We start from the raw sequence: 18,819 nt of genomic DNA, 5'->3' as shown, positions 1-18,819 counted from the left end.
TTCAGACGTATAGTAGAATAAAGGATTTTAAGGTGCAAAGGAGCAGCATATGAAAGAATTTATTTTTAGTATGTTCGAGGGACTTGCTGATTTAGGCTACTTTGGAATTGCCATTGGCTTGATGATTGAAATGATTCCAAGTGAGATTGTGCTTGGTTATGGAGGATATCTGGTCTCCTTAGGGAGAATAGGATTTGCCGGAGCTGTTGCAGCTGGAGTAATTGGAGGAACACTGGCTCAGCTGTTTCTTTATTGGCTTGGGTATTACGGGGGCCGTCCGATTCTAGAGAAATACGGGAAGTATCTTCTCGTCAATAAAAAACACCTCGACTTATCCGAGCAATGGTTTGGAAAATACGGAACAGGGGTCATTTTTTTCGCGCGGTTTATTCCTGTTGTAAGGCATGCCATCTCGATTCCGGCGGGCGTAGCCAAAATGCCTGTTTGGAAATTTACAGTGTATACTGTTGCAGCCATGATCCCGTGGACCATTTTATTTTTAATTCTCGGCATTCAGCTTGGAAGCAACTGGATGCATATTAAGGAAGCTGCTCAGCCCTATATGATTCCGCTTATTATTATATTTTTGATGGTCATAGCCGTTTATCTGTTTGCTAAAAGCGCAAATAAAAGAAAAACAGCTTAAACTCTGCGGCTGCAGAGTTTTTTATTATGTTTATTGGATTAGCTTATCTATAAGCGGTGCTGAGTCATGGGGAAGGCATAAGACCGGCATCACCCGCCACCGTCCGCCACGGTTAAAAAATCTCTGGATTAAACAACGGCAGGAAAAGTCTCTTCAAGCTTCACTTCAGTAAAAGCGTAAATTTTCATATGATAATCAGGCGCAGGAACCAGTAAATCGAAGGCTGGTTAAGCAATAGGCTGTAATAGGCCGGAAAACTCATCATAAGCAGATAAAATGAAGATATAGAGGTTATTTTCGTTCTTTACTCTGGTTTGTAACAGGAGTAATATACTCTCGTAATTATTTATTATCATTGTTTCACTACCTATATCGCTTAATCCTTAATGGAGCGGGGGACCCATGGACGTGTGGCGGATAATCGCCGCTTGGGGTGAATTCTCTAGCAGAAAGGGCTACTTCCATGCCCTAACCCGACAGCTAACCCCGTAAGCGTTTGGAGAGGCCGATGGAACTTGTGTCGAGTTAAGCACAGGGGCAGTCCTCTGTGCTTTTTTGTGTGGATTTTTTTAAACAGCTTAGTTAAATCAGGCTGTTGATTGCAGCTGGCAGGCGTTCCCTTATCCTTGGGAGGGCGGTGAGTCTTCCCCGATCCCCCAAGTGCAGGGTTTTACGCTCTGCGCCCCAATCAACAGATGTTAAAAAGCTTTAGGGCATAGCCTTTTTAGCAGAAGGCGTAAGGGCGTTGTTTTCAGTAATCTCCCACTTCGAAAGTTCACTGGAAATGAAGTGTGGAAGATTCAATCTAACTTAGAGGGAGATTTCACCGGTGGATAAACAATTTGCAGTTTTTGGATTAGGACGCTTTGGAGGCAGCCTCGTAAAAGAATTCCACGAGCTTGGGAGAGAGGTTCTGGCCGTAGATAAAAACCTCGACCGGGTTCAGCGGTATGCTGCCTATGCGACCCATTCAGTGCAGGCTAATTCTATGGATGAGGAAGCGCTAAAACAGCTTGGAGTCAGAAATGTGGACCATGCCTTTGTGTCTCTTGGAGGTGATATCGAGGGGAGTATCCTGACTTCTTTGCTGTTAAAAGAACTGGGGATCCCGGAAGTGTGGGCGAAGGCTCAAAATGATTACCATCAGCGGGTTCTTGATAAAATCGGTGTCAATCGGGTGATCCATCCGGAAAGGGATATGGCAAAAAGGATTGCCCATCACATAAGTTCTGAAAAAATGATTGATTACATCGAGCTCTCAAAGGAACACAGCCTGGCGGAATTGATGGTGACAGATAAAATAAACAGAAAATCGCTGCTGGAATTAGACGTCCGATCCAAGTTCGGCTGCAACATTGTGGGAATTCAACGGAATGAAGATATGATCGTATCTCCTGCTGAAGAAGAAACCGTAAAAAAAGGCGATATACTGCTTGTTATCGGTAAAAATAAGGACATCTCACGTTTTGAGGAAGAAGGAATGTAGCCTATGAAATTCCCCAGAGTCATAAAGCTTAAACCATCGCAGCTGCTTGTGCTTATATTCTCCGTTGCGATTGCCGCGGGGACATGTTTGCTTAAGCTTCCTTATTCCACAACAGAAGGAATCTCATGGGTGGATGCTCTATTTGTTGCCACCTCAGCCATGACTGTGACCGGTCTGTCGAGTGTCGATCCAAGTACAGCATTTACAGTCTTCGGCCAGAGCATCATTGCTCTTCTCATCCAGCTTGGGGGACTTGGAATTATGTCTTTTGCCGTGCTGATCTATATGGTTCTTGGAAGAAAAGTTGGGATGAAGGACCGTATGATCATCCAGCAGGCTCTAAATCAGACGAATTTAGGCGGGGTTATACGCCTCGTGAAATACATGTTCATTTTTGCATTTGCTATAGAGTTTATTGCCATGATCTTTCTCGCTTTTGTATGGGTCCCTGAACTAGGATGGGGAAAAGGATTGTTTTATAGCTTATTCCATGCAATTTCAGCATTTAATAATGCAGGTTTTGGTCTGTTTTCAGATAACTTAATTGGTTATGTTGGAAACCCTGTTATTAATGTTGTAATCAGTCTGCTTTTTATTATTGGAGGAATTGGCTTTACAGTTTTAGTAGATGTCTGGCAAAAAAAGAAGTTCAAAAAATTCAGCCTCCATACGAAAATCATGCTGATTGCTACGCTTGTTATTAACTTAGTATCCATGCTGATTCTTTTCATTCTGGAATACGGCAATCCGGGAACACTTGGCTCTCTATCCCTTGGAGATAAACTTTGGGCTTCCTGGTTCCAGGCGGCTTCTCCAAGAACGGCAGGCTTCAATACATTGGATATGGCACAAATGCATGAAGCGTCGCTTTTCTATATTATTGTCCTGATGTTTATCGGGGCGGGAAGCGCCTCCACAGGAGGGGGGATAAAGCTTACAACCGCACTGGTGATTTTTCTGGCAACGATTACTTTTTTAAGAGGGAAAAAAGATATTCTGATCGGCAACCGGTCACTTGACGGCGGGTATATAGTCAGAGCCTTATCAATCAGTATCGTATCGATCCTTTTCATTATCGGGGCTGTTTTTATGATGACCATCACTGAGGATGAAGCCTTTTTGGAAATATTATTTGAAGTTGTTTCCGCATTTGGAACAGTCGGGCTCTCAATGGGGATTACAGGCTCCATTTCATCCTTTGGTAAAATCATTCTGATCATGATTATGTTTTTAGGGAAGCTGGGTCCGCTAACCCTGATTTACTCGCTCGCCACTCCGGCTGGAAAACAGATTGTCCGGTATCCGAAGGAGGACATTTTAACAGGGTAAGACGGCCGTACTTTGCAAAAACAACCGAGGCTGAAGATTTTTTAGCTTTGTGCTGCAAATGATTGATTCTCTTTTCAAAGCTGGGATAAAAGCATGGAACAAAGTACTCCCAGCGAGGTAATCATTCCGACGATCGGTCCGCCTTCCTCGAACGCTTCCGGCATCATGGTGGAGGCAACCATAGCAATGATGCCTCCAGCAGCAAACGCGCCTATGGCGGCAGTGAAAACAGGAGAAGCATCTTGAAGCATCGTGTAGCCCAGGAGAGAACTGACCGTAGCCAGGAAAACGACGGTCATCCACATAAATAAAATTTTTCTGCGGGAATATCCATCCTTCATCAAACCAGTGGTGCTTGAGAGTCCCTCTGGGAAGTTGCTGATAAAAACAGCAGCGACCATCAAAATGCTGACGCTGCCCTGCTGAAGGATGCTTACCCCAATAATGACAGACTCCGGGACGGCATCGATAACAGTCCCGATAAAAATGGAGATGCCTGAATGATTTTCAGGGTTTTCTTTAGAGCGTTTCCGCTGATGGCCGCCTTTTCCTGCAATCATGCTTTCGCTGACGGTGAACAATAAAGCACCTGCAAGAAAGCCGGCCGCAGTCGCATTCATGCCCCCTCCTTCAAGCGATTCCTGCAGCAGATCAAATGATGCTGCCCCGATTAGCACCCCTGTTCCAAAAGACATGATCCATCCAACCATCCTGCCCGGGATTTTTTGCATCATCCCCAGCAGTGCTCCAATCAGAATGGAAGAGCCTGCAAATGCTCCCCATAAAGCTGCCTGTCCCATTTTTTCACCTGCCGATTCATTTAAATCTTAGTTTTATCTTTACCCTAAGGGGAAATCCCATATTCTTATTTTTTGCACTTGCTGCATGGGACAGGGGGGGACATTGAAGGCGTATGTTAGCAGGCTCGTTTAATGGAGAGGTTTTTAGCAGGACCGCTCTCTTGAACAATGCCTGGCGGGACCCTTCAGCTATATAGGGAACTGCGCAAAAAAAGCTTCCGCTGAAAGGATGCTGTGTCCTTACCACGGAAGCTTTTTGCAAAAATTATTTTTCTACAACATATTCTTCAATTTCATCAAGCATCTTGTTAGCAGCGATTACCCCGCCGGCAGTATTCCAGATCGCATCGTCTACCTGATAAGCCTTCCCGTTTTTAACGGCATCCAAATTCTTCCAAAGGGGATCCTTTGTAAACTCTTCTTCGGTTTTAACGGCTTCTGTATCGCCTTCAGGTGCATACGTAAAGTAAAAGAGAAGATCGCCATCCATCTCAGGAATCGCTTCCTTACCTACTTCTCTCATGAATTGATCCTCCTGGTCGCTGGCAAACAGTTTATCAGCTGCTTCAGTGTGCTTCATGCCAAGCTGATCGAAAATCACTCCGGAAAATGAATCTTTATAATATATTCGTGTCGTTCCCGCCATAAAGCGAACAACCGATACTTTTTGTGAAAGTTTATCACCGGCTTCTTCTTTAATGGAATCAATCCGTCCATCAAAATCTGCAATGACCTTCTTTCCTTCTTCTTCACGGTCCAGAGCCTTTGAGTAAAGAGTGAAGTTTTCTTTCCAGTCTCCTCGAAGAGTTTCAGATAAAACAGTAGGTGCAATGGCACTAAGTTTTTCATAAACCGCTTCCTGGCGCATTTTGTTTCCGATAATTAAATCCGGTTTAAGAGCTGCGATCGCTTCTACATTGACCTCACTCTCTGTGCCGACTACTTCAACATCCTTCATATCTTCTTTAATATGGTCATACCATGGATCGCCAAGCCAGGATTGAACCGCTCCAACGGGTTTTACACCCATTGCAAGGGCTGCTTCCGTACCCTCGTTCGTCAAAACTACGACCCTTTCAGGCTTTTTGGGAATTTTTGCTTCTCCCATCGCATGCTTCACTGTGTATGCTTCCTCAGGAGCCGCTTCTTCTTTCTGGCTCTCCGTATTGCCGCCGCAGGCTGCCAGCAGCATGGTAAGACTGAGAATGAGTGCAAAAACGCTCAACCAGGACTTTCTATATGTATTCTTCATGAAAAAACCCCCCATTTGATAATGATTTTCATTTACAATTAAAATAATAAGTTTAGTTTGTATGCGATGTCAATATGTAATTGAAAATGATTTTCAAATTCATTCTCATTTGATACAATAACCGTAGACTTGATAAGTCAATAAACGTTGGTATATTCGGAGAATAATTATGCTGGTAAAGACATTTTCACAAAAATTCATCCTGTTAACAGGTCTCATTATTCTATTAGCCGGGGTAATGTGTGCGAGTGTTGTGTACGGTTATGCGAATACAAGCTTTAGATCTGCTTATCAGGCATTTACTGACTTTGACGGTTCAAATGAACATATAATCCTTACAACCGTAAGGCTGCCCAGAGCACTGATTGCCGCTATAGTGGGGGCAAGCCTTGCGATTGCAGGGGCATTAATGCAGGCTCTGACGAAGAATCCTCTGGCATCACCAGGAGTTTTCGGAATTAATGCGGGAGCCGGATTTTTTGTAGTTATTGCAGTTTCCATTTTTCAGGTTTCCTCTCTTCAGACATATACTTGGCTTGCCTTTCTAGGAGCTGCAATTGCTGCTTTAACAGTCTATTTCATTGGATCTATGGGCAGAGAGGGACTGACGCCGGTTAAGCTGACGCTCGCAGGTGCCGCGATGGCCGCCCTGTTCAGTTCGTTAACTCAGGGCTTGCTTGTCGTAAATGAAGCCGCCCTCGATCAGGTCCTGTTCTGGCTGGCTGGCTCTATACAGGGAAGAAAGCTTGAATCGTTGGCAGCTGTTCTGCCTTATCTTGGGGCAGCCTTTATCATTTGCGGATTTCTCGGCCAAAAGATCAATATTCTTACAATGGGGGAAGACGTAGCTAAAGGACTTGGCCAGCGAACAGGCACTGTAAAAATGTTTGCAGCTATTGCCGTCATTCTTTTAGCAGGCGGTGCGGTTTCAGTAACAGGACCGATCAGCTTCGTTGGAATTGTCATTCCCCATCTGGCAAGATATATCATAGGAAATGATCATCGCTGGATCTTACCGTATTCTGCAGTACTTGGCGGAATTCTGCTAACCGTTTCCGATATTGCTGCCCGCTATGTCGTTATGCCCGAGGAAGTGCCGGTAGGAGTCATGACGGCGCTGATTGGAACACCTTTCTTTATCTATATCGCCAGAAAGGGGTTTGATCGGGCATGAAGACTTATTGGACCGTGCGAATCGGAAAGTCCATCTCATTTTTAATCGATAAAAAAGCAGCTAAGGTTTCATTGATTATGGCTGCTATCCTCCTTACCGGATTCTTTATCAGTACTGGAGCCGGCGAGGTAATGATGAATCCTTTGGAAGTGGTTAAAACTTTGGCTGGCTTTGGTTCTGAAATGAACATGCTGATTATTTCATCGTTCAGAATGCCGAGAATTCTGACGGCCATTATGGTCGGGGTCTGTCTGGCAGTGGCAGGAGGAATTCTGCAGGGAATTATCCGAAATCCGCTGGCCTCTCCGGATATCATAGGAATTACTGGTGGCGCTTCATTAGCTGTCGTCACATTCCTTGCCCTGTTCAGTGATAAAAACAATGCTCTTACAGTGAGTATACAATGGATGCCGGCCGCTTCATTCATTGGAGCAATGACCGTAGGCTTCATCGTGTACCTGCTTTCATGGAAAGGCGGATCATCGTCCTTCAGGCTTGTACTTGTGGGGATTGGTTTTTCTTTGTTAACCCAGTCACTGACAACCCTGATGATGATCAAAGGTCCTATATACCGAGCTTCACAGGCAAACACCTGGATAACCGGAACCGTCTATGGGGCTACCTGGCAGCAGGTGAAAATCATGCTCCCGATTACTGTCCTTCTTCTCCTGTTGACAATCATTGTAATCAGAACAATCAACCTGCAGGGACTGGGCGATGATCTTGGTGCAGGAGCTGGGAGTTCGGTGCAAAGAAACAGGCTGCTCCTTCTCGTATTGAGCACAGCACTAACGGGAACGGCTGTTGCTTTTGGAGGGGGCATAGGATTTGTGGGATTGATGGCTCCTCATATTGCCCGGAGGCTTGTCGGCTCCTCATATGGAGCGATGCTTCCTGTCTCAGCTATGGCAGGTGCCTTCCTTGTGATGACTGCTGATCTAATCGGGAGAACTCTGTTTTCTCCGCTGGAAGTGCCCGCCGGAGTTTTTACAGCCGCAATAGGTGCACCTTACTTTATCTATTTGCTTTATAAAACGAGAAACACATAAACAGGCAATGGGCTCGAATTTATAAAAGGGGTGAGATAAATGAGCGCAATTGAAACGAAATCCCTGACTTTATCTTACGGGGATTCCATTATTATAGATGAACTGGACCTGACACTTCCCAAAGGGGAAATTACCGTATTTATTGGAAGCAACGGCTGCGGAAAATCAACATTGCTTCGTTCACTGGCAAGGCTTCTTAAGCCGAGTCATGGATCTGTTCTATTAGAGGGAGGGTCCATTGCAAAGCTTCCCACTAAAGACGTTGCGAAAAAACTCGCCATCCTTCCACAAGGGCCGGCAGCTCCTGAGGGCCTGACGGTTCTTCAGCTCGTCAAGCAGGGAAGATACCCCTATCAAAATTGGCTGAGCCAGTGGTCAGCGGAGGATGAAGAAGCGGTCTATAAAGCTTTGGAATCTACAAAAATGCTCGATTTTGCAGACCGCCCGGTTGATTCTTTATCAGGCGGCCAGCGTCAGCGCGCCTGGATTGCGATGACGCTTGCCCAGGACACGGAAATAATTCTGCTCGACGAGCCGACAACCTATCTGGATATGACTCATCAAATCGAAATTCTTGATCTGCTGTTTGAATTGAATGAACAGGAAAACCGTACGATAGTGATGGTGCTTCATGATTTAAACTTAGCGTGCCGCTATGCCCATCATCTTGTCGCGATCAAGGACAGAAAAATTCATGATCAGGGAAAACCCGAAGAAGTAATCAGCTGCAGCCTCGTGCAGGATGTGTTCCAAATGAACTGCGAGGTCACAGTTGACCCGTTATTCGGAACGCCGCTGTGTATTCCCCACGGCAGAGGGCGCTGTATCCTGAAAGAGGTGAGTATGCAAAATGGCTAAATTTACAGAAGCAGAGCTTGCGGAATTAGAAAGGTTCCGCTTAGGCAGGAAACGCTGGTCTTCCAGCCTCTCTGCTGAAGTAAAGAATCTCCTGGACCCTGATCAGCTGAAGGCTTATTTAGACAAGGTTAAACCGAAAATTGATGCGCCTGACCGGAAAACAGCCGTTTCCATGCTATTGAAGCGCTATGGTTTTCTGGCTGCCCTAACCTTATATTCAATGACGGTATTCGGCAAAGCCCCCAGGCTTAGCCCCGAAAATCTCTCACTGGAAACAGATGATCAGGATCCATTATGGCTCCCCTTTTTTTATTTTCATGAACTGGATGCATCCTCTCCGGATCAAAATCACAGCAGAACGGAATGGAGAGATGCAGTACACCGGGAACTGTTTGCCGAAAACATTGCTCTGCTGATTAAAACAGCAAACAAAAATACTGGTATATCGAAATGGATATTATGGGAAAATATATGCATATACATTAGATGGATGTATGAAAACCTGATGAAATCTGTTCCGGAAGGGCTGTCTAAAGAACAGATTGAGGAAGATTTTCAGTATACTGTATCCGAGGCAGACGGCTCACTGTTTGGAGACTTTCATTTCAATCCGCTGAAGCGCTACGATGGCAATATGGAGATACAGCCCGAGACGGGTCAGGAAATCAGAATGAGACGCACCTGCTGCCTATTCTATTTAACCTCTGAACGGGAAGCCCGGTGCAAAACGTGTCCGGTAAAATGTGTGAAACCGCCAAAAGGATTTGGAGGATAAAAATGGCCCAAAAAACAAAAGAACAATTTAACGGTCTATTTGAAAAGTATTGCGAACTCCTTATCGGCAGCTCAAAAGAAGAAGAACAGACCAAAGTGGAGATGTGGGCTCTGTATACCCACATGGCAAAAACAATGCCGAACCTTGTCAGACACTGGAATGCCGAATATCCAGATTTCAAACAGGCCATAAAAGACATCAGCACCGAGGTCAAGCAAATGAATGAAGATCATCGGACAAATTCTCAGAATAAGAAAGAAGACTAACACCGGCCGGGCTGAAACCTCGACCGGTGTTTTTGGCTTTACAGGGGAGGGAGGGCAGACCGTAAGCGGCGTTTTGCCGCAGAAGTGATCGCAAATTTTGTCGAAAAGTCTTTATATTTATAATATGGACAATAAAACGGGAGTACGGACAATAAAATGAGAGTACGGACAATAAGTTAGAAGTACGGACAATAAAATGAGAGTACGGACAATAAATTAAAAGTACGGACAATAAAATGAGAGTACGGACAATAAAACAAAATTCAACGCAAAAACAAAGATAAACCCAGCTGGACAATTACCGATCAATCACATTCCGGCTGAAATACGATGTGTTTTTACCCAATTCCGGATTATTGTTCAATACTTCAGTTGCTATGAGAAGGGAAATCGCAAATTTTGTCGAAAAGTCTTTATATTTATAATATGGACAATAAAACGGGAGTACGGACAATAAAATGAGAGTACGGACAATAAGTTAGAAGTACGGACAATAAATTAAAAGTACGGACAATAAAACAAAAGTACGGACAATAAAACAAAATTCAACGCAAAAACAAAGATAAACCCAGCTGAACAATTACCGATCAATCACATTCCGGCTGAAATACGATGTGTTTTTCCCCAATTCCGGATTATTGTTCAATACTTCAGTTGCTATGAGAAGGGAAATCGCGAATTTTGTCGAAAAGTCTTTATATTTATAATACGGACAATAAAACAAAAGTACGGACAATAAAATGAGAGAATGGACAATAAATTAAAAGTACGGACAATAAAATGAGAGTACGGACAATAAAACAAAATTCAACGCAAAAACAAAGATAAACCCAGCTGAACAATTACCGATCAATTACATAATGCCTGAAATACGATGTGTTTTTCCCGCAATCCAGAGCAATTTTCTCCCTAACAGTGCAAAAATAGCCGAAAAACAGTGCCCCCATTGAGCGTCCAAGGCTCTGAGCACTGTTTTTCAGTTCACCCTAGCTAGGGACTCAGCAGAGGGCATTCTTGTAGAACTCCGCTCTAAAAAAAGCAAATTACCTGCTAAAGTTCCAAAAAGGTTATTGAAACCTCGGTAAAGCCGTGCCGTCTTTTTAATTCATCATACCTTTATAAGGAGACTGTTCTTGACTGTACCCGGAAAATTGCTGGTAGGACTGCTGCATTTTCTGAGGCTGTTCTGCTTCGACCTTGTACCAGCCGTGCTTAAACATCAGATTGTACAAGTCTCTTTGACAATTTTGAGTCTCATTGAAGATGGCCTGAACATCTTTATAAAGGCTTTCATGGCTCATTTCGTTCATAGCCGTACAATATGCATCGGTCATGTACTTTTCTGTAGCAAGTACATCATTCACGAAATCTCTCTCGTTCATTTGCGGAGTTTTCGGCACTTGGGTTTCCGGATTGCCGATCTTGCCTTGCTGCTGATTTTGATTCATGATATCGATCTCCTTTCCAATCCATTAATTATTGAAGCGGCGGCTGAGACTGGGCTTGCTGCGGCTGAAGATGGGCCAGGATGGTCTGATAATGCCGGTTATGCATTTGGCCGGCCTTTTCAAGCTCCATCTTCAACTCTTGGTTTTGGCAGGCTTGAGCAAAAAAATGTGCTTTTTTCATGGCCAAAAGATTCCATGAAAGCATATCCTGCAGGTAGAGATGATCTTTTGTTGAAACAACATTCGGCGGCTGAGGCATGACGCTTTCTGTCTGGTTTTGCATTGGCTGCTGCTGCATACGAACTCCTCCTTATTTTGCGTATCTATGTTATCGTTCCTCCAGCGGGCCAATTTTTATTCATAAGCTCAGTTAAACTTGACTGTTTTTGCAGCTTGAAGGCATTTGCTTATCCAATGGCGGGTGCAAGCCTTCTCCCGGCGTCACCAATAAAAAGCCTCGCCAGTCCCGCTGATCCTAACTCGCAGCTCCAATCAGCAGGAGTAAAAACCAAGCACCATGTTTGAACAAAGCCTATTTATACATCTGTCTGTCTCAGCTCTTGATTAACGGTGCATGCGTTAGCTATCCAGTGGTTTCGCCCTGCACTCGCCGCCCCAATCAGCAGGTGTTAAAAATCAGCCACAGCTGTGGAATAGTCTATCCATCTGACAGGAAACGACTTTTCCCGATAAAATGATATTCAAATAGTCAGAAAGGTGGTAAAATACTTATAATTGAAGGCGCTTTACATAACGGCTTCAATTGCAGATTGTGCACTTTTTTATTTTTTGAATATAATGTATGCGTTTTCAGGAGGAATGAGGATGGAACAGGTGATGCGCAATTTTTTCTTGTTTTTGTCAAAAAATAGAGGCCTGACGAAAGTAGCGAAAAAGTACGGCTTAAAATTCGGGGCTGCCCGGTTTGTAGCCGGTGAAACAATTGAGCTTGCTGCTGAGGCGATCAGACAGCTTAACAGCAAAGGATTAGATGTCACGATTGATTACTTGGGCGAATTTGTAGATCATGCGGATGAAGCCAATGAAATGGCTGATAACTCCATTAAAGCAATAGAAGCAATCGGAAGGGAGCGTCTGGATTCCCAGCTGTCTTTAAAAATGACCTCCATGGGCCTCGATATTTCAGATGCCCTTGTGATGAACAACATGCGGAGAATTCTTGAAGCTGCCAAGAAAAACAATGTCTTTGTTACCATCGATATGGAAGACTACAGCCGATGCGCCAAGACTATTGAAATTTTTAAAAAGCTGAAGGAAGAGTACGAGAATGTAGGTACAGTCATTCAGGCTTATTTATACCGTACAGAAGATGATATGAAAGAACTGAATAAATACAGTCCGAATCTTCGGCTCGTTAAGGGAGCCTATAAAGAATCTCCTCAAGTTGCATTTCCAGAAAAGAAAGATGTGGACGACAATTTTAAGAAAATCATTAAAATGCACCTTTTAAATGGAAACTATACGGCAATAGCCACTCACGATGAAGCAATTATCGAGTATACAAAGCAAATTGTAAAAGAGTACAGCATCCCGCATGATCAGTTTGAATTTCAGATGCTGTTTGGAATTCGTCCCGAAAGGCAGCTGGAGCTTGTCAGTGAAGGCTATAAAATGCGCGTTTACGTTCCATATGGGAACGACTGGTATGGGTATTTTATGCGGAGACTCGCAGAGCGTCCTGCAAATGTGGCCTTCGTATTGAAGGGTGTCATTAAAAAATAGGCTATCACCAGCTGATTCGGGATAAACGGGGAATCCTCCTGCATAAGCAGAAGGATTCCGCTGATTAAGACTCTCCCATATTATGCTTTTTGTATTGCTGGTTTGTGCTGGTACGCTTGCCCCCGCCATCATGTTCATTGACAGGACCCGCATTTCCCTTAACACTCGCAGCACTGACGCCGCCTTTGGATGGATCTTTCTTCAATTTTGCCACTTTGATTTCACCTCCGTATCTTATCGTTCTCATCATGATCTGAAAAAATCAAAGGAATTCCATGAAATGTATTGAAGAAATTTTCAAAATCTTTTATATTAGTAATGAGAAGGAACTATTTTTTTAAGCAAAAAATGAATGAACATTCATTCAAACAAGGGGGAAAACTTATGGTCCAGCAAATTAATAAAGCTGCGGTGCTTGGATCCGGCGTCATGGGTTCCGGAATTGCAGCACTTTTAGCAAACATCGGGATCCCTGTTTTGCTATTGGATATCGTGCCCGGAGAGCTCACAGGGGATGAGCAGAAAAAAGGGCTGACATTGGAAGATCCTGCTGTTCGAAATCGTTTATCAGCTCAATCTATTCAGAAATTGCTTAAGCAAAAACCGGCGCCGTTAACGTCTAAAAATAATCTCGGCTTGATTGAAGCGGGCAACTTTGAAGATGATATGCAGCGTTTGGCAGAAGCAGATTGGATTATAGAAGTAGTCGTAGAAAATCTGGAAATTAAAAGAAAAGTGTTTGCACAGGTAGAGGTGTTCAGGAAAAAGGGAAGCATTGTAAGCTCCAATACGTCAGGAATTTCCATTGAAGCGATGGCCTCAGAGTGCTCAGAGGAGTTCAGAAAGCATTTCCTCGGGACACACTTTTTTAACCCGCCCCGGTATCTGAAGCTGCTTGAAGTGATACCAACGAAAGATACAGATGAAAATGTTCTGAACTTTATGAGAACGTTCGGGGAAGACGTTCTTGGAAAAGGTGTAGTGCTCGCAAAAGATACACCAAATTTCATTGGAAACCGGATCGGAACTTACGGGCTCCTCATTACGGTAAAAGAGATGGTAGAAAAAGGCTACAGCGTAGGAGAAGTGGATTCTGTTACAGGTCCGCTGATTGGGCGGCCTAAAAGTGCCACCTTCCGCACCTTGGATGTTGTTGGACTCGATACGTTTGTCCATGTCGCCAACAACGTATATGACAATGTGGATGAAAAAGAAAAGGACGTTTTCGACGTACCACCTTTCATGAAACAGATGCTTGAGAATGGCTGGCTTGGAGCTAAATCAGGTCAGGGATTTTTCAAGAAAGAAGGCAAAGAAATCCTGGAACTGGACCCATCCGCTATGGAGTACACAGAAAGAAGAAAACTCAGCGCCCCTTCAATCGAAATGGCGAAACAGGCTAAAGGTTCTGCAAAACTGAAAGCGCTTATTTACGCGGATGACCGTGCCGGCGAGCTGCTCTGGGGAATTACAGCTCCAACCCTCATTTACTCTGCGAAGCTTTTAGGCGAAATAGCTGATGATATCGTTTCAATCGATCAGGCAATGAAGTGGGGATTTGGATGGGATAAAGGGCCGTTTGAACTTTGGGATGCGATAGGCCTTGAAAAATCAGCTGCTAAACTGCAGGAAGAAGGATACGAGATTCCTGAATGGGTGCAGGACATGCTGGAAAAAGGGCATTCCTCCTTCTACCTGGAAGAAAACGGCGTCCGCTTTTTCTATAACCGAGGAGAATATCGCCGTATTGAGACAAGCGAAAAAGCGATAAATTTAAAATCGCTGAAAGAATCAAAGGGAGTCATCAGAAAAAACAGCGGTGCCAGTCTGATCGACTTAGGGGATGGAGTTGCTCTGCTTGAATTCCATTCACAAAGCAATGCGATCGGAATGGATATTATTCAGATGATCAATTATGCCATTGATGAAGTGGCTGTGAATTACAAAGGGCTTGTTATAGGAAACCAGGGGAAAAACTTTTGTGTCGGAGCGAACCTTGCGATGATTTTAATGGAAGCCCAGGACGACAATTATTATGAGATTGATATGGTAGTCCGTCATTTCCAGCAGGCGATGCAAAAAATCAAATACAGCCCGAAGCCGGTAGTCGCTGCTCCTTTTGGAATGTCCTTAGGGGGAGGAGCAGAAATTTGTCTTCCTGCTGCAAGAATTCAGGCCTCGAGCGAAACCTACATGGGACTTGTTGAAGCGGGAGTAGGCCTTATACCGGGAGGCGGCGGAAATAAAGAGCTTTATATCAAGCATTTAAACAGCGTTCCTAAAGGAATGGACTTTGATCTGCAAAGTGTAGCCAATAAAGTGTTTGAAACAATCGCCATGGCTAAAGTATCCACTTCAGCAGCCGAAGCAAGAGACAGCCATTTCCTTGATGCCAGTGACGGGATCAGCATGAACGGCGATCATTTATTGCATGATGCCAAGCGGACGGTCCTTCAGCTGCATGAAAACGGCTACCGTCCTCCAGTAAAAGAAAAGGTGCCGGTCACAGGGGAATCCGGATATGCGACCCTCCTCCTGGCAGCACAGACGATGCATCTTTCAGGGTTTATTTCTGAGCATGATTTAAAGATCGCCAAAAAATTGGCTTACGTCATTGCGGGAGGCAAAATTCCGTTTGGCACGAAGGTAGATGAACAGTATTTGCTTGACCTGGAAAGAGAAGCGTTCTTAAGTCTTGTAGCAGAAGGAAAATCGCAGCAGCGGATGCAGCATATGCTTGTCAAAGGCAAACCATTACGAAACTAAGGGAGGGGCATCAAATGAGAGAAGCAGTCATTGTAGCAGGTGCCAGAACACCTGTAGGCAGAGCTAAAAAAGGAACACTTGCAAGCGTGCGCCCTGATGATCTGGGGGCGTTGGCAGTAAAAGAGACACTGAAACGCGCAGGCGGCTATGAAGGCAACATTGATGATTTAATTATTGGATGTGCGATGCCGGAAGCTGAACAAGGCTTAAATATGGCAAGAAATATCGGCGCGCTGGCAGGGCTGCCACATACGGTGCCGGCGGTCACAATCAACCGCTATTGTTCATCCGGTCTCCAAACAATTGCCTATGCATCAGAGAAAATCATGCTGGGACACTCGGATACCATTATTGCAGGAGGGGCTGAATCGATGAGCCTCGTACCGATGATGGGGCATACAGTACGACCTAATGCCAGGCTTGCTGAGGAAGCCCCTGAATATTATATGGGAATGGGCCATACAGCGGAGCAGGTTGCACAGAAATACGGAGTAAGCCGCGAAGATCAGGATGCATTTGCTGTACGAAGCCATCAGCGGGCAGCCGCTGCCATTCTGGAAGGCAAATTCGATGAAGAAATCGTTCCGGTTGAAGTAACCCTTCGTACTGTAGGATCAGACAATAAACTGCAGGAAAAATCCATTCTTTTCTCAAAGGATGAAGGGGTCCGTCCCGGTACAACACAGGACGTGCTTGGAAAACTCCGTCCGGTGTTTAATGTCAGGGGATCCGTAACGGCTGGGAATTCATCCCAAACAAGCGACGGAGCAGCAGCTGTGATGGTCATGGACCGTGAAAAAGCCGAGGCGCTCGGATTAGCTCCAATGGTGAAGTTCCGCTCCTTTGCCGTTGCAGGCGTTCCCCCTGAAGTAATGGGGATCGGCCCGGTCGCAGCCATTCCAAAGGCGTTGAAGCTTGCCGGTCTGGCGGTTTCGGATGTAGGCCTATTTGAACTGAACGAAGCATTTGCTTCCCAATCCCTGCAGGTCATCCGTGAACTGGGATTAGATGAAGAGAAAGTAAATGTAAACGGGGGGGCAATCGCCATCGGTCACCCGCTCGGATGCACGGGTGCGAAGCTTACGCTATCCCTTATTCACGAAATGAAACGAAGAAATGAACAGTTTGGCGTCGTAACCATGTGCATCGGCGGCGGAATGGGTGCCGCAGGCGTCTTTGAATTAATCTAACAGACTTCTAAAAGGAAGCCGTGACGTGTATGAGGACCGGCCGGCTTCCCGGCTGTCTGATTATTGTTGAAAAATATCCAGTAAAAAAATTGGAGGGTTTATACTATGGCAAAATCATTGGAAACAGTCAGTAAAGGCGGAAGCTTTTTAATCGAGGATACTTCATACGACCGTGTCTTTACACCGGAGGATTTCACAGAAGAGCACAAAATGATTGCTAAAACGACAGAGGACTTTGTCGTAAATGACGTCCTTCCACAGCTTGAAGATATTGAAAAACATGAGTTTGATAAGTCTGTAAAGCTTTTAAAGAAGGCAGGAGAGTTAGGACTGCTGGGAGCGGATGTACCTGAAGCTTACGGCGGACTTGGACTAGATAAAATCAGTTCCGCACTAATCACTGAAAAATTCTCCCGTGCCGGAAGCTTTTCGCTGTCGTATGGAGCCCATGTAGGGATTGGGTCCTTGCCTATCGTACTTTTCGGGAACGAAGATCAGAAAAATCAATACCTTCCAGACTTGGCAGCAGGGCAGAGAATTGCAGCCTATGCACTTACTGAGCCGGGCTCCGGGTCTGATGCATTAGGCGCAAGAACAACGGCGAAGCTTAACGCAGAGGGAACCCACTACGTTCTGAATGGTGAAAAACAGTGGATTACAAACTCCGCATTTGCTGACGTGTTTGTCGTCTATGCAAAGGTGGATGGAGAGCATTTTTCCGCATTCATCGTGGAGAAAGAATTCCCTGGCGTTTCAACAGGTCCAGAGGAGAAAAAGATGGGAATCAAAGGCTCGTCCACGAGAACGCTGATACTCGAAGATGCAATGGTTCCAAAGGAAAACCTGCTTGGTGAACTTGGAAAAGGACATGTCATTGCCTTTAATATCCTGAACATCGGCCGCTATAAGCTGGCAGTTGGAACCATTGGCGGTTCAAAGCGGATCATTGATGTATCCGTTCAGTATGCCAATCAGCGCCAGCAGTTTAAAACTCCGATTTCAAAGTTCTCACTTATTCAGGAAAAACTGGCTAACATGGCATCCAAAACATATGCGATGGAAAGCTCTGTATACCGAACAGTTGGCCTTTTTGAAGAAAGAATGGGGCTGCTTTCCGACGAAGAACAGAAGGATGGCCGCGCTGTTGCTGCGTCAATCGCTGAGTACGCCATCGAGTGTTCCCTTGGTAAAGTCCTCGGATCAGAAACACTTGATTATGTGGCTGATGAAGGCGTACAAATTCATGGCGGATATGGATTTATGCAGGAATATGAGGTGGAAAGAGCTTACCGTGATTCCCGCATCAACCGGATTTTTGAAGGAACAAATGAAATTAACCGGCTTCTGGTGCCGGGTACTTTCCTCCGCAAGGCAATGAAGGGTGAGCTTCCGCTTCTGCAAAAAGCACAGGCATTGCAAGAAGAATTGATGATGCTTATGCCGGAAGAAGTCGGTGAGGGAACTCTTGAGCAAGAAAAACACCTGCTTAAAAACGCGAAGAAAATCGGCTTGATGATTGCCGGTCTTGCAGCTCAAAAATATGGCCAGGAGCTTCAAAAAGAGCAGGAAGTTCTTGTGAATATAGCGGATATAGTGAGCAATATTTACGCGATGGAATCAGCCATTCTGCGCACTGAAAAAGCAATTGCAGCTTCCGGAGAAGCGAAGAACAGTCAAAAGCTTCTTTACACTCAAGTGTATTGCCAAGAGGCATTTAATGAAATTGAAGCACATGCCAAGGAGTCATTAATCGCCATTGAAACGGGTGATTCACTAAGAATGATGATTTCCGCTCTTCGCAAATTTACGCGATTTACTCCAATAAACGTCATTGCAAAAAAACGCGAGATTGCAGCAGCAATCATCGATGCAAATCGCTACGTTCAATAAACGGTCGAGATTCTGGAGCGCACAGCCGAATGGTCTGTGCGCTCCTTATCTGTATGGAAAAGTCCCATCCTTGCAAACGGCAGACCAAGCCGGGTAAAATAGGGCTGTATGAAAATCTGCAGCCGCTGCCGGAGGAGAATGTATATT

At 44.8% G+C, this 18,819-nt stretch carries 17 protein-coding genes and 1 riboswitch; of the genes, 12 read left to right on the top strand and 5 right to left on the bottom strand.

The window, feature by feature from the left end:
* Positions 1-49 precede the first annotated feature (49 nt).
* From ACQCV8_RS01180 to ACQCV8_RS01170, 3 genes are all read left to right on the top strand, one after another.
* Positions 50-646 (top strand): DedA family protein, encoded by a 597-nt coding sequence (locus tag ACQCV8_RS01180; protein ID WP_426842713.1) that lies wholly within the window; start codon positions 50-52, stop codon positions 644-646.
* Positions 647-1,009: 363 nt separating this feature from the next.
* Positions 1,010-1,155: riboswitch (cyclic di-AMP (ydaO/yuaA leader) on the top strand.
* A 320-nt stretch (positions 1,156-1,475) separates the two neighbouring features.
* Complete coding sequence (locus ACQCV8_RS01175; RefSeq protein ID WP_426842712.1) at positions 1,476-2,132, top strand: potassium channel family protein; 657 nt, start codon at positions 1,476-1,478, stop codon at positions 2,130-2,132.
* 3 nt (positions 2,133-2,135) lie between these two features.
* Complete coding sequence (locus tag ACQCV8_RS01170; protein WP_426842711.1) at positions 2,136-3,461, top strand: TrkH family potassium uptake protein; 1,326 nt, start codon at positions 2,136-2,138, stop codon at positions 3,459-3,461.
* Between the two features lie 74 nt (positions 3,462-3,535).
* On the opposite strand, the gene ACQCV8_RS01165 is transcribed toward ACQCV8_RS01170, so the two are convergent.
* Together ACQCV8_RS01165 and ACQCV8_RS01160 are read right to left on the bottom strand one after the other, a co-directional pair.
* On the bottom strand, positions 3,536-4,261 hold the full coding sequence (locus tag ACQCV8_RS01165; RefSeq protein ID WP_426842710.1) for a ZIP family metal transporter: 726 nt from the start codon (positions 4,259-4,261) through the stop codon (positions 3,536-3,538).
* A gap of 265 nt (positions 4,262-4,526) precedes the next feature.
* A complete protein-coding gene (locus ACQCV8_RS01160; RefSeq protein ID WP_426842709.1) occupies positions 4,527-5,513 on the bottom strand; it encodes an ABC transporter substrate-binding protein in 987 nt (328 codons plus the stop codon).
* Between the two features lie 169 nt (positions 5,514-5,682).
* On the opposite strand from ACQCV8_RS01160, the gene ACQCV8_RS01155 reads away from it, so the two are divergent.
* The 5 genes from ACQCV8_RS01155 to ACQCV8_RS01135 are packed head-to-tail and all read left to right on the top strand — an operon-like array spanning position 5,683 to position 9,635.
* On the top strand, positions 5,683-6,687 hold the full coding sequence (locus tag ACQCV8_RS01155) for a FecCD family ABC transporter permease (protein ID WP_426842708.1): 1,005 nt from the start codon (positions 5,683-5,685) through the stop codon (positions 6,685-6,687).
* Entirely contained in the window at positions 6,684-7,736 is a 1,053-nt protein-coding gene (locus tag ACQCV8_RS01150) for a FecCD family ABC transporter permease (protein ID WP_426842707.1), read from the top strand. The genes ACQCV8_RS01155 and ACQCV8_RS01150 overlap by 4 nt, the downstream gene beginning before the upstream one ends.
* Before the next feature lie 39 nt (positions 7,737-7,775).
* Positions 7,776-8,594: an ABC transporter ATP-binding protein gene (locus tag ACQCV8_RS01145; protein ID WP_426842706.1), complete on the top strand. Its 819-nt coding sequence runs from the start codon at positions 7,776-7,778 to the stop codon at positions 8,592-8,594.
* On the top strand, positions 8,587-9,369 hold the full coding sequence (locus tag ACQCV8_RS01140) for a (2Fe-2S)-binding protein (protein WP_426842705.1): 783 nt from the start codon (positions 8,587-8,589) through the stop codon (positions 9,367-9,369). The genes ACQCV8_RS01145 and ACQCV8_RS01140 overlap by 8 nt, the downstream gene beginning before the upstream one ends.
* 2 nt (positions 9,370-9,371) lie before the next feature.
* Positions 9,372-9,635: a DUF2573 family protein gene (locus ACQCV8_RS01135; RefSeq protein WP_426842704.1), complete on the top strand. Its 264-nt coding sequence runs from the start codon at positions 9,372-9,374 to the stop codon at positions 9,633-9,635.
* Positions 9,636-10,735: 1,100 nt separating this feature from the next.
* On the opposite strand, the gene ACQCV8_RS01130 is transcribed toward ACQCV8_RS01135, so the two are convergent.
* Both ACQCV8_RS01130 and ACQCV8_RS01125 read right to left on the bottom strand, forming a co-directional pair.
* Complete coding sequence (locus ACQCV8_RS01130; protein ID WP_426842703.1) at positions 10,736-11,083, bottom strand: spore coat protein; 348 nt, start codon at positions 11,081-11,083, stop codon at positions 10,736-10,738.
* 28 nt (positions 11,084-11,111) lie between these two features.
* Positions 11,112-11,381 (bottom strand): hypothetical protein, encoded by a 270-nt coding sequence (locus tag ACQCV8_RS01125; protein ID WP_426842702.1) that lies wholly within the window; start codon positions 11,379-11,381, stop codon positions 11,112-11,114.
* 527 nt (positions 11,382-11,908) lie between these two features.
* Between ACQCV8_RS01125 and ACQCV8_RS01120 the strand changes: the two genes are divergently transcribed.
* Entirely contained in the window at positions 11,909-12,826 is a 918-nt protein-coding gene (locus tag ACQCV8_RS01120; RefSeq protein ID WP_426842701.1) for a proline dehydrogenase family protein, read from the top strand.
* Positions 12,827-12,890: 64 nt separating this feature from the next.
* Here the strand turns inward: ACQCV8_RS01120 and ACQCV8_RS01115 are convergent, their stop codons facing one another.
* A complete protein-coding gene (locus ACQCV8_RS01115; protein WP_426842700.1) occupies positions 12,891-13,040 on the bottom strand; it encodes a YuzL family protein in 150 nt (49 codons plus the stop codon).
* Between the two features lie 170 nt (positions 13,041-13,210).
* On the opposite strand from ACQCV8_RS01115, the gene ACQCV8_RS01110 reads away from it, so the two are divergent.
* From ACQCV8_RS01110 to ACQCV8_RS01100, 3 genes are all read left to right on the top strand, one after another.
* Positions 13,211-15,592 (top strand): 3-hydroxyacyl-CoA dehydrogenase NAD-binding domain-containing protein, encoded by a 2,382-nt coding sequence (locus ACQCV8_RS01110; RefSeq protein WP_426842699.1) that lies wholly within the window; start codon positions 13,211-13,213, stop codon positions 15,590-15,592.
* A 14-nt stretch (positions 15,593-15,606) separates the two neighbouring features.
* On the top strand, positions 15,607-16,782 hold the full coding sequence (locus ACQCV8_RS01105; RefSeq protein WP_426842698.1) for an acetyl-CoA C-acetyltransferase: 1,176 nt from the start codon (positions 15,607-15,609) through the stop codon (positions 16,780-16,782).
* Positions 16,783-16,887: 105 nt separating this feature from the next.
* Positions 16,888-18,672: an acyl-CoA dehydrogenase family protein gene (locus ACQCV8_RS01100; protein WP_426842697.1), complete on the top strand. Its 1,785-nt coding sequence runs from the start codon at positions 16,888-16,890 to the stop codon at positions 18,670-18,672.
* The last annotated feature ends 147 nt before the right edge of the window (positions 18,673-18,819 follow it).

This window comes from Metabacillus sp. 84 (assembly GCF_050107715.1).
Taxonomy (GTDB): Bacteria; Bacillota; Bacilli; order Bacillales; family Bacillaceae; genus Metabacillus_B.
This window is presented reverse-complemented; position numbering and strand designations above follow the sequence as displayed.

What these genes read in the sequence shown, in the direction of transcription:
- ACQCV8_RS01135 (WP_426842704.1), top strand. Translation starts at nt 9,372, where the DNA reads ATGGCCCAAAAAACAAAAGAACAATTTAACGGTCTATTTGAAAAGTAT.
- ACQCV8_RS01110 (WP_426842699.1), top strand. Translation starts at nt 13,211, where the DNA reads ATGGTCCAGCAAATTAATAAAGCTGCGGTGCTTGGATCCGGCGTCATG.
- ACQCV8_RS01145 (WP_426842706.1), top strand. Translation starts at nt 7,776, where the DNA reads ATGAGCGCAATTGAAACGAAATCCCTGACTTTATCTTACGGGGATTCC.
- ACQCV8_RS01180 (WP_426842713.1), top strand. Translation starts at nt 50, where the DNA reads ATGAAAGAATTTATTTTTAGTATGTTCGAGGGACTTGCTGATTTAGGC.
- ACQCV8_RS01160 (WP_426842709.1), bottom strand. Translation starts at nt 5,513, where the DNA reads ATGAAGAATACATATAGAAAGTCCTGGTTGAGCGTTTTTGCACTCATT.
- ACQCV8_RS01100 (WP_426842697.1), top strand. Translation starts at nt 16,888, where the DNA reads ATGGCAAAATCATTGGAAACAGTCAGTAAAGGCGGAAGCTTTTTAATC.
- ACQCV8_RS01170 (WP_426842711.1), top strand. Translation starts at nt 2,136, where the DNA reads ATGAAATTCCCCAGAGTCATAAAGCTTAAACCATCGCAGCTGCTTGTG.
- ACQCV8_RS01165 (WP_426842710.1), bottom strand. Translation starts at nt 4,261, where the DNA reads ATGGGACAGGCAGCTTTATGGGGAGCATTTGCAGGCTCTTCCATTCTG.
- ACQCV8_RS01130 (WP_426842703.1), bottom strand. Translation starts at nt 11,083, where the DNA reads ATGAATCAAAATCAGCAGCAAGGCAAGATCGGCAATCCGGAAACCCAA.
- ACQCV8_RS01105 (WP_426842698.1), top strand. Translation starts at nt 15,607, where the DNA reads ATGAGAGAAGCAGTCATTGTAGCAGGTGCCAGAACACCTGTAGGCAGA.
- ACQCV8_RS01125 (WP_426842702.1), bottom strand. Translation starts at nt 11,381, where the DNA reads ATGCAGCAGCAGCCAATGCAAAACCAGACAGAAAGCGTCATGCCTCAG.
- ACQCV8_RS01150 (WP_426842707.1), top strand. Translation starts at nt 6,684, where the DNA reads ATGAAGACTTATTGGACCGTGCGAATCGGAAAGTCCATCTCATTTTTA.
- ACQCV8_RS01155 (WP_426842708.1), top strand. Translation starts at nt 5,683, where the DNA reads ATGCTGGTAAAGACATTTTCACAAAAATTCATCCTGTTAACAGGTCTC.
- ACQCV8_RS01120 (WP_426842701.1), top strand. Translation starts at nt 11,909, where the DNA reads ATGGAACAGGTGATGCGCAATTTTTTCTTGTTTTTGTCAAAAAATAGA.
- ACQCV8_RS01140 (WP_426842705.1), top strand. Translation starts at nt 8,587, where the DNA reads ATGGCTAAATTTACAGAAGCAGAGCTTGCGGAATTAGAAAGGTTCCGC.